Source organism: Flavobacterium sp. UGB4466, from assembly GCF_903469665.1.
Lineage (GTDB): Bacteria > Bacteroidota > Bacteroidia > Flavobacteriales > Flavobacteriaceae > Flavobacterium > Flavobacterium lipolyticum.
Genome location: NZ_CAGKLC010000124.1, coordinates 1 through 10,351, shown reverse-complemented (window position 1 = coordinate 10,351; position 10,351 = coordinate 1). Strand labels below are relative to the sequence as shown.

Annotated in this window: 6 protein-coding genes and 1 pseudogene; 4 read left to right on the top strand and 3 right to left on the bottom strand. The window is 38.3% G+C overall.

The genetic code is table 11. The annotated features are described in order from the left end of the window. Both JO950_RS19460 and JO950_RS19455 read left to right on the top strand, forming a co-directional pair. Positions 1-1,030: pseudogene (locus JO950_RS19460) on the top strand (hypothetical protein); the annotation flags it as partial. Positions 1,031-1,107: 77 nt separating this feature from the next. Continuing rightward, positions 1,108-1,389 carry a DUF6520 family protein gene (locus JO950_RS19455; protein WP_202704133.1) on the top strand — a complete coding sequence of 94 codons (282 nt, stop codon included), beginning with the start codon at positions 1,108-1,110 and terminating at the stop codon, positions 1,387-1,389. Positions 1,390-1,466: 77 nt separating this feature from the next. Here the strand turns inward: JO950_RS19455 and JO950_RS19450 are convergent, their stop codons facing one another. Genes JO950_RS19450 through JO950_RS19440 form a run of 3 tightly spaced genes read right to left on the bottom strand, consistent with a single transcriptional unit; the run spans position 1,467 to position 8,598 of the window. Continuing rightward, positions 1,467-4,124, bottom strand: coding sequence for a prolyl oligopeptidase family serine peptidase (locus tag JO950_RS19450; protein WP_202704132.1), 2,658 nt, complete (start codon positions 4,122-4,124; stop codon positions 1,467-1,469). A 1-nt stretch (position 4,125) separates the two neighbouring features. Beyond that, positions 4,126-5,556 (bottom strand): RagB/SusD family nutrient uptake outer membrane protein, encoded by a 1,431-nt coding sequence (locus tag JO950_RS19445; RefSeq protein ID WP_237732396.1) that lies wholly within the window; start codon positions 5,554-5,556, stop codon positions 4,126-4,128. A gap of 18 nt (positions 5,557-5,574) precedes the next feature. Further along, positions 5,575-8,598 (bottom strand): SusC/RagA family TonB-linked outer membrane protein, encoded by a 3,024-nt coding sequence (locus tag JO950_RS19440; protein ID WP_202704131.1) that lies wholly within the window; start codon positions 8,596-8,598, stop codon positions 5,575-5,577. 607 nt (positions 8,599-9,205) lie between these two features. On the opposite strand from JO950_RS19440, the gene JO950_RS19435 reads away from it, so the two are divergent. Both JO950_RS19435 and JO950_RS19430 read left to right on the top strand, forming a co-directional pair. After that, positions 9,206-9,460, top strand: a complete 255-nt coding sequence (locus JO950_RS19435; RefSeq protein WP_202704130.1) for a helix-turn-helix domain-containing protein — start codon at positions 9,206-9,208, stop codon at positions 9,458-9,460. Between the two features lie 101 nt (positions 9,461-9,561). After that, positions 9,562-10,242, top strand: coding sequence for a hypothetical protein (locus tag JO950_RS19430; protein WP_202704129.1), 681 nt, complete (start codon positions 9,562-9,564; stop codon positions 10,240-10,242). Positions 10,243-10,351: the final 109 nt, after the last annotated feature.

Below are 10,351 nucleotides of genomic sequence, written 5' to 3'. Positions count from 1 at the left end.
TGTTGCCCTGCTATTTATGTTATCGGAAAGCATCATCCACCACCGGAATAATTTTGTTCGTCGTTTTCCCGGAAATGCTGTAAAAGTGAATGAAATCGATCTAAAGTTTAAATCTTATTATTTTGCCGGAGCTTCAAAAAACAGGATATATCTGGGCAGTCATACTGCACCATTATTAGTGACAACATTGGATACAGCCCTTCTGAAAAAAAATGAATATAAGATTCATCTCAATAGGACTGATTTTTTATTCCAGTCTGTCCAAGTCCGGGTTTTGCCTCCTAAATTTTATCTTATTGACGGATATGTTCCTGTTATTTTTAAAGGAAATATAAACAATTGGAAGGCTCAGGTAAAATGGAACGGGTCTACAACTTTTTCCCATTACCAGCTCATCGATTCGCTCACATTGGCATTTCGTTCCAACAGCAATACAAATGGGGAAAGTATACTGGGATCTCTTGATTTTGGCAGCCAGCCCAAAACACGTTTCAATACAAATCTGTTACAGAAACAAATTGATGGAATCTTTGATGTCGATGGAGCCTTGCATTATGACCAAGACACTCAAAAGCTGGTTTACATCTATCTCTACCGCAACGGGTTTATCGTAGCAGATAGTACGCTTAATTTAAACTATCGTGGCAAGACCATAGACACTATCAGTAAAGCCCAAATTAAAGTGACTACTGTGGCAAGCCAGCAGGAAATGAAATTTTCAGCACCTCCTGTCATTGTCAATAAAACAAGTGCCGTTTGTAAAAAATTATTGTTTGTCAATTCAGCATTGTTAGGAAAATATGAACCTGCTCAGATGTGGAAGGATGCCAGTGTAATTGATATATACGACCTTAATACCAATTCCTATCAGGGCAGCTTTTACATCTACCATATTAAAAATGAAAAGCTAAAAAACTTCTTTATTCTAAATGATAATTTTTATGGATTTATAGGGCCGTATTTGGTTCATTATAAACTAAGCAGGAAACTCACAAACTCGTATCAAGATAAAACTAAAATTCCTTTATGAAAATATACAGCGCTGTATCAGGGGAAAGATCGAAAACCTGTGAAAGAGTAGATCGCTAACATTTAAATTTATAAATCATGAAAACAAATTTAGCCAAACAGGTTTTACCTGTTGCAGTATTTGCTCTTGCGATAGCAGGTGCATTTACAACCCATGCCATGAATGTGCGCGCCAAATCAATGGCGCCAACTCAGGGGTATCTAAAATTGAACCCACAAGGAACTTCTTGTGAGCAAAAAGATATGTGTTCAACAATCAATAATGGAATTGTTTGTACCGTAGGTTTAGTACCAAGCGGAGCACAATTATTTGCTAAAAATTCGGCTAACCAATGCGTTCAGCCGACTTTTAGACCGTAGTTTCATTGTTTGCAGAAATGACAATGCAGTTCCGTTTGGAACTGCATTGTTTTTTTGTATTAAATACTATTTCTTTCTTAAAACCATTGCGGTTTTTTATCCCCTTTTAAATAATAATCAAACCACTGTTCAATCCTTTGGGTGAGATCCTGCTGGTAAGTACGATCTGAGAGCACATGATTTTCTCCGGGAAAAAGCAGCATTGTACTAGTTTTACCAAGGCGTCGGAGCGCCAGATAAAATTCAATACTCTGATAATAATGCACAACACCGTCCTGTTCACCTGCCCATGACAATAATGGAGTTTCTACTTTATTTGCATGATATATGGGAGAGTTTCTCAGGTATCCTGCATAATCCTCATAGAGCGATTTTCCTATTCTCAATTGCCCATATTCATAGTGCCAAAAATTGGGCTTTTCAAAACCCCATGCTGCCCAGAGATAACTGCTCACAAAGTCGGTAATAGCTGCGCCTGCCACTGCGGCTTTAAACATAGTGGTTTGTGTGATGATGTAATCCGTTTGATACCCGCCATAAGAATGACCGGTAAGCCCTATTCGGGTGCTGTCAATGGAGGATTCGATGGCAACAACTTTTTTGGTAGCCGAAACAACACAGTCTACTGCTGAAGGCCCCGGATTTCCAATTTCATACACAATATCAGGCAAAAAAACGAAGTATTCTTTTGAAGTAAAATTGGCAATATTAAATCCTGTTGGATTATGCTGTGATGGACTTACATAATTATACAATTCTTTGGACAGTTTCTCGTATACATATACCACCATAGGGTATTTTGTATCGGCATGATAATTTGCAGGATAGAATAAAACACCATTTAAAATAGTACCTTTAGAATTAGTATAGTTAATCAGCTTGGAGTTTCCCCAATTGTATTTAAAATGCTGCGGGTTGCTTTGAAACAATACTTTTTCTTTTGCATTTCGATTCTCTTTTATGAGTAATCTAGGTGGTAAATTAAAGTTTTCCTCAACATAGACGTGAGCTTCACTCTTTTCAGAGGCTATAAACTGGCTGGTGTGCATTTTCTTGTCCAATAAGGGCTGCAGTCCTTTTTTCTTATCCCAAAAACAGTATCCCGTATGCTCTAGTGCTTCGGTTTTGATCAGTAACCTGCCATTGGACCCAAACTCACCTTTATAACTGCCGTCATAATTCATTTTATTGGACTCGTCTTTAGATTGGGAAACAATTCTATAGGCTGTTTTATTTTCGCGCCCCTTGGTCAGTCTAATGGCACTCGAACCATCTAGGGCAATGCTCCAGATGTCATATTTATCGTAAATGAAAAGTGTTTTATCATCTTGAATCCATCCCGGATTACCAAAAGGACTTGCTTCCTCCGGCCAGTCGGACTCATCGTCTGAAAAACATACTCCCAATTCTTTTGTAAGATTCCTATGCAGATCGCTCTGTATATCATAAACCCACCAATGTTTGTCTTTAAAATAAACAAGTTGCTTTTGGTATATAGAAACAGAGATTGAAGCTTCATTACCTAATTGGTTTTGCAGTACTAATTTGCGCTTCCCTGTTTGCAGATCCAAAATATAAATATCCAAAGGGGCGTCACGGTTAGCCTGGGGTTCATAGTGCTCAGGATTATAAAGGAAAGCCTGTTTTTGATCCCCGCTTAACATCATTTTTGGAAATTCATTGTCTGTAATACAATTAAATCTATCCAGCTCAGGCCACCATACAGCTACTTTAGCTGATCTTTTCCATCCATCAATTTGTATTTTGGCAGTATAAAGAAATTTATCCTGTGTGTTCCAGATTTGTACCTGTGAATTATCGATTGGATTCATCGTTTTCTCTAGTCCAAAGAATATTCTTTCCCCATCCACAGAAATACTAAGATTTGCAAAAGAGGAGGAGATAATTTCCATATCTACCGGAAAATTATCCTGCTCTGCCGGATTGAAAGTATATAACTTACCTTCGGCTGTAATGTAGTAACCTACTAAGGTACGAGCTGTTTTTTTCTCCTTATCCAAGGACTGCATTAAAAAAGCAACGGAATTTCCATTTTCCTGCCAAACGATATCGGAATATTCACCCGTATTGATACTACTGGCGATTACATTTGTTGTCTTATCGCGTAGATTCATCATAGCAATTGTCCTTGTATTCCCGGTCTTTGTAGTATATACTATGGCACCGGTCTTTGGATTGTACCAGTAATTATCAATATCATTTAAAACCACAGATTGGTTAGTGGCTAGATTTTTTAGTTCCAACTGTTTTTTCCCTTCAGCTTCCCGTTTTAAAATGATTATATCTTTGGTATCCGTCTTCAAATCATACTTGATTACCCCGTGTATAATTCTCTGTTTGGATGTAAGCAAGTCGACAATTTTCAATTCTTCCTTTGAACTCATCATACAAAACCAATTGTCACCGATAAATTCTCCTTTACTTGCTCCGGGGAAACTAAAGGTTCTTGTTCCTGTATTATTTTTAACAAATAAGGTATCGCTGCCACTTTCATAATATAGTGAAAGACTCACCCATTTTGCATTTTCAGAGAGTTTCTCGGCTTTAAGATAATTCCATAAGTGATAATGGTCAGCCGCAAGCTGCTTTTTGCGATTGTTTTGCGCAAAACCAAAAAATGAGATCAGTAAAGTGGTGAGCACCATATAGAAAACCGGCACTCTATTTCTTAGAGCACCAGTTTTTTGGTTATATTTTATGTTCTTAAGTCTCATTTTAGTAGCCCGGATTTTGAGGATTTAGATTCGGATTGAGCGAAAGTTCCGATTCAGGCAGTGGCAGTAATCTATCTGTAGTATTCCAGCCAACTTTTACTGGCGAGAGTATTGCATCCAAATGATTCGTTCTTTTCAGGTCGAAAAAACGGTGTCCCAGTTCTGTAAAAAACTCCACTCTTCTCTCATGTAATATGGCACTGAGTATATCTTGCTGGCTTACCGCTGTTGTGGGTGCTAGGCCGGCCGTGTTTCTGATTTTATCCAGATCCTCTTTTGCCCCTATAAGGTCACCTTGCTCAGCACGGGCTTCACTGCGAATCAGGTATTGCTCTGCCAAACGAAACATTATGGAATACTCCAAAGAATTCGCAGTGTTTGATTTCTGCTTGTACTTATTGGCATGATACCAAGTATCTGTACCGTTTGTAATGGCATGAGTCCAATGATCCTTTCGCTGGTCTCCCGTTTCAAATTCACTCATAAGCCCAGTACTTAAAGCAACAAGTGATGGTGGTGGCGCGGTAAAGATGAATGTTTCTCCTTCCTGAGTGTTCTGTCCACTGGTTTTGGGCATAAACTGCCAAATCGTTGTAGTGCTTTCTTTTAAGAATATAGCGTCCAGATTCGTTTCCCAAGCGTATACCCCGGTATTGTTTAGGGTATAAGAAGCCGCATTTGCCGCTTCTGCCCACATGCCTCTGTAAAGATATACCCTTGCCAATAAAGCCATCGCCACGGATTTATTGGGACGTATGCGGTCACTGGAAATATAATCTTCCGGCAATAATGAAACGGCAAGTTCCAGATTATTTATGATATGGGAATACAGCTCGGCAGAGGGCATTTTGTGTGCCACTTTATTTTGCTGATAGTCTGTAGAGGTGATATAAGGAACGTCCCCATAGAGATTGACAAGATAAAAATGCAGTAGCGATCGTACAAACAACGCCTCTCCGGTAAGCTGGTTTTTATCCACAGCAGTAAGTGCCGTGGAAGCATTCACCCCTTCAATAATGGCATTAGCGGCATAAATCTGATTGTAGCTGCTGCTCCACCAGTTAAAGATCTCTGAATTGGAAGCAAGTAATGTGTTATTGTAAAAGTTTCGGGTCGTACCGGAAATGTCACCGTAATACACAAGCTCATCGGCATAGTTTCCCATTTGATTGGAAATTCCAGTAGCACTCCCGCTTAAAATGCCATTGTCGCGCATTTTGGCATAAATGCTTACCATTGCGGCATTGGCAGTAGCCCTGTCCTTAAAAACGTCCACTGCCGTTAGTTGTGAGGACGGAAGATCCACGGCAACAAAGTTATCACAGGCATTTAGAAGCACCATGCCAAACACAGCTAATCCTATCAGTAGTCTGCGGTTTACTATTGTGATTTTATAGTTTTGGATAAATTGTACAAATGATTTCTTTTTCATAATGTTTAAATTAAGAAGTTAAAAAGTAAGCTGAAGCCCGGTTGTAAATACCCTTAATGGAGGTAGGCTTGTCGTGAATCTGGATTCGGGGTCAGCCCCCTTATAGGAAGTGATGGTGAAAAGGTTCTGTCCCTGAAACACCAATCGGCATTTTACTCCTTTGAGCCACTGTTCGGGGATGGTATAAGACAATGACAAATTCTTGAGTCTGACGTACGAAGCATCCGTTATCATGGCATCACTGGCGTAAAACTTGTAAAATGCATCCATAGCTTCACTATTTACCCCTGTGGTGTACTGCTGATAGGTCGCGTTATCTCCGGGATTTTGCCAGTGACTCATGACCCCTACAGGCTGATTGGCCATAGCGCCGGGTAGTCCAGTGGTATATGATCCGTTATAGTTGAGCTGATTGACAAACTGAAAAAGAAAATCCAACTGCCAGTTTTTATAGGTAATGGTATTTTGAAACCCGCCGAAATATTTTGGATTCAAATCACGGATAGCCTGCTTATCCTGTGGTGATGTAATTAAACCGTCTTTGTTGAAATCCTCAAACTGGTAGATTCCTGTCATGGGATCTATTCCTGTATAGTGGTATAATTTCTTAATGTTTAAAGGCTGGCCTATTACATACTGATTCTCATAAGTGGAGCCTTTCAGATCAGGAAAAGACAACAGTTTATTGCGGGCAATTGTCACATTAAAACTGCTTGTCCAGTTAAAGGACTCTTTCTGGAAATTTACGGTTCTAAGGGTAAGCTCGATTCCTCTATTTTGAACGGTGGCATCTAAATTTGCCTGTATCGAATTGAATCCTGTGGTAGCAGGAAGGGGAATACCGACCAATTGGTTTGAAGAGCGGTTGTTATACCAGCCTGCGGTTATAAAAATACGGTCTTTTAAAAAACCTGCTTCCAATGCCAGTTCGAGTTTTTTATTGGTCTCCCAGCCAAAATTGGGATTGAACAAGCGAGTTGGTTCCAGACCATTAATGCCACCATAGTTGTTTCCTGATGAACCATAAGTGTCCAAAAATTGATAGTCGCCAATCTGGTCATTACCGGTGGTACCATAACTGGCTCTTAATTTTCCAAAACTTAAGAAACTAAGGTTTTCTTTTACGAATGTTTCATTTGAAAACAACCATGCACTTCCAATCGCCCCGAAGGAGGCAAACTGCCTTCCCGGACCAAATCTACTCGAACCATCCCTGCGTCCTGTAAAATTTAGGATGTACCGCTCATTCCAGGAAAAATTAACCCTTCCGAAAAAAGCCTGATATTTATAGACAGATTCATTATGTACCAAGTCAAATACATTAAAGGCGGAAGAAAGATTATAGATTAGGCTGTTGCTACTAAATCCACTGGCTTCCTGTACCAATTGGTTAGCTGTTTGCTGCTGGAACGTACTCCCAATGAGGACTTCGGTTTTTCCTTTACCCAATTTTTTAGACCATGAGATTTGGGGTTCGATAATCCATGATTTTCGAGTGGTATTATTGACATAGAGGGAGGAGTATTCACTGCCCAATCCATAAGCAGGATCATACATAGTGGAGGGCTGTGTTCGACTGTCATCAAAACGGGTATCGGTAAATCCAAAACTTGTCTTAGCGATCAGATTCGGCAGGATATTGTACGATAGCAAGCTATTGGCAAAAAGGTCGTTGGATTTTGAGATATATTTCCCTTCGAGATTGCTCATGGGATTATTCCAAGTGCTATTTTCCCAGTTTAGATTGCCTTGCACATCATACAATGCAGGAGCATTGGGGGGTAGAAGAATCGCTTGTTGGGTAATATCAATGCCGGGCTGTTTATTTTTCTGAGCTGTGTAGCCCATAGAAAAGTTGATATGGAATTTTTTGTTTTCAGATTCATGGTTCAGATTTGCATGCAGGTTGCCTTTTCTGTAATTGTAGTTACCGGGGAAAACAGTTGTTTCCTTATGGAAATTGCCGTTGATAAGGAATTGCGTCCCTGAGGAACCTCCTGATATCGATGCCTGCACATTACTCATCTCTGCGGTTCCTCCAATGAGTACTTCTTGCCAATCCGTATAGCGGTTTTGATCCCATGTTCCATTCACGTCATAATCCGTAGGGCCGTAAGGGATACCATCATTGATAAAAGCTTCCCTGCGCATTTGTAGGTATTGTTGGGTATTCATAAGTTCCATCAGGCGTGTCACCGAGCCAAATCCACCCGATACATTGGCAGTAAATTTTGTCTTGCCTTCTTTGCCTTTTTTAGTGGTGATAAGTACCACGCCATTTGCTCCCCTTGAACCATATATAGCAGTTGCATCGGCATCTTTAAGCACTTCAATACTTTCTATATCTGCTGGATTAATGCTGTTTAACGGACTCGTTGGACCGGGGAGGACTATTCCGGTCAGATCAGAACCTACGGCATCTGAGGAATAAGGAACGCCATCGATAATGTATAGCGGTCTGTTCCCATCAGAACGCAGGCTGTTTTGTCCTCTGATCTGTATATTGAAATCACCTCCGGCTACCCCTGTATTTTGAGTAATACTAACACCTGCCATTCGTCCCTGCATGGCGGCAAGCATATTGGTTACAGGTTGTTTTTCGATATCTTTTGAACTGATTTTTGAGATGCTTCCGGTGCGTTCCTTGTCTTTTACTTTATAATAGCCGGCATTAACGGTGACTTCTTGAAGCGAGGTAGTATCATCGTGCATTTTAACATCGATAATCTTGCGGTTAGCAATGGTAATTTCGATTGTTTTGTAGCCCAGATAGGAAAAGATCAGGATATCAGTTGTTTGTGCGGCAATGGAATATTTACCATCGAAATCAGAAACTACCGTGGTTGTAGTCCCTTTTAATTTTATAGTAACACCTACCAGAGGCGTAATACCATCAGTAATGGTTCCTGTTATGGTCTGCTGTTGTGAAACAGCAATTTGCAAGGTATTCCTTGCTAAGGCTGGCGTACAAAAAAGGTAAAACCCGAAAATAAACGGATACCAAAGTCCCGCCAACCCTTTATTTAATGAAAAAGTTTTCATAATATTGGGTTAGTTTAATGAAGCGTTAGTTTTATTAATTCTGGTCCTCTATGCTAGTTTGACGACATGAGATAGAGGGCCATTTTTTTGTGTGATTTCCATTTGGAAGCATTTGGAAACCATAACTTACTTTGCCAATCTTAATTGCCTGCAACTGTACATTGACTAACTCAAAATGAAAAATTATAACAGCACAGGCATTAAATAGGGCTTTTATCTTTTTTTAATTCATAGGCACGCAGGTTTATTGGTTAGACAATAGCTAATTACGAGACTATGAAATAGTGAAGTGCGCTAAGAATAAAAGCTGAGAAAAATCTGAAAATAGAGCCAAAAAAAGAGGCGCGGAACTCAGCTTATTGCCCTCAAGGTACTGGTATACCCACACGCGAATAAGTGAGCCCACCCCCTTTAAGGCGTGAGCATCTTACTTATCATCTCGCGTGTTAAAATTACCAGTTTTGAGGACGAGATTCAAAGCGAATGCTTCAAATATTTTAATTGAAGTATCGCAAATTTAATTATTAAAATCAAATATAATACTTTTTCTCAAAAAAGCAATCTATAGATTGCCTATTTTATTTCTTTTAAAAGCGATTTTTATAATATGGAAGAAAATGGCTTTAAAAAGGAAAGAATACAATTAGGGAAAAGGATAATGCATCTGAGAAATCAGTGTATTAATAAAGAAACTGGTAAGCCAATTTCACAAGAGGAATTAGGGTTAAGAACTGGACTTGCAAAAAATCATATAGGAAAAATTGAAAGAGGTCAAACTAATCCAAAAATTGAAACATTATTCGGTATTGCCAAAGAATTAAATGTCAATATCCAATCACTATTCAATTTTGAAGAATTATAAAAAAGATACTTAGACATCTTTTTATTTTTAGTAATCAACTAAATCTGAAAAAAAATATAAAATTCATACAACAACTAACCTAATATAACTTCAATTAATATATGTCAGGTTTTAAAAATCTTAAATCTATTACTGAAGAGATGCTTTTTCGTAGTAGCTCAAATATTATCGAGTACTGTGTAATAGAAGAAGAAGGTCAAGAATTATTCAATTTTTGTCTGAATATTCAGGATAGTATAACTCATAAAATTTCGGCATTAGAAACTGAAAAGAAAGATTTAGAAGAAGATCCTAATATATACAGTTCTTACGATGGATTGGAGTTTCAGAATGAAGATGCTATTTGTGGTCTTGAAGAATTCGAAATACCAACATGGACTAAATTACTCTATTTTACGGTGCCCTTGAATCAAATAATTCTCGTAAATATTTATGTTGAAAAATCTTTAAAATCACTTTGCTCAACATACGCCCCTGAAAATACTTCAACCTGTTACGGAGGATATTCTTTGAATTTAAAACAAGAAAAGGGGAAAAGTATAATTGAGTCATATCTATTGTATCTGAATAAATTTTGTAATTTTAATATTAATATACCGCAGTCACTCGAATATCTAAACAGCCACATTAGAAATATTAGAAATAATTTCGTTCATGGTGATTGGGAAAAATGTAAAACTCAATTGGAACAAATTGATATTAATGATTTATTTGCTGGTACTTCGGAATTATTTGAAGCAATTGAGAATGAATTTTTAAGACAAAATAAATTCATAAAATAGACAGCGGTAGTTTAGAAAATTGTAAAAAAAATATAATTATTCTTGGTCATTTTATCAAAACAAATTCAACGGCTAGTAAAATAAACAAACCAATAGTTCGGCAGTATAA

Bases quoted from the DNA above. Each gene is read 5' to 3' on its own strand.
- JO950_RS19430 (WP_202704129.1), top strand. From the start codon at position 9,562: ATGTCAGGTTTTAAAAATCTTAAATCTATTACTGAAGAGATGCTTTTT.
- JO950_RS19440 (WP_202704131.1), bottom strand. From the start codon at position 8,598: ATGAAAACTTTTTCATTAAATAAAGGGTTGGCGGGACTTTGGTATCCG.
- JO950_RS19445 (WP_237732396.1), bottom strand. From the start codon at position 5,556: ATGAAAAAGAAATCATTTGTACAATTTATCCAAAACTATAAAATCACA.
- JO950_RS19435 (WP_202704130.1), top strand. From the start codon at position 9,206: ATGGAAGAAAATGGCTTTAAAAAGGAAAGAATACAATTAGGGAAAAGG.
- JO950_RS19450 (WP_202704132.1), bottom strand. From the start codon at position 4,124: ATGAGACTTAAGAACATAAAATATAACCAAAAAACTGGTGCTCTAAGA.
- JO950_RS19455 (WP_202704133.1), top strand. From the start codon at position 1,108: ATGAAAACAAATTTAGCCAAACAGGTTTTACCTGTTGCAGTATTTGCT.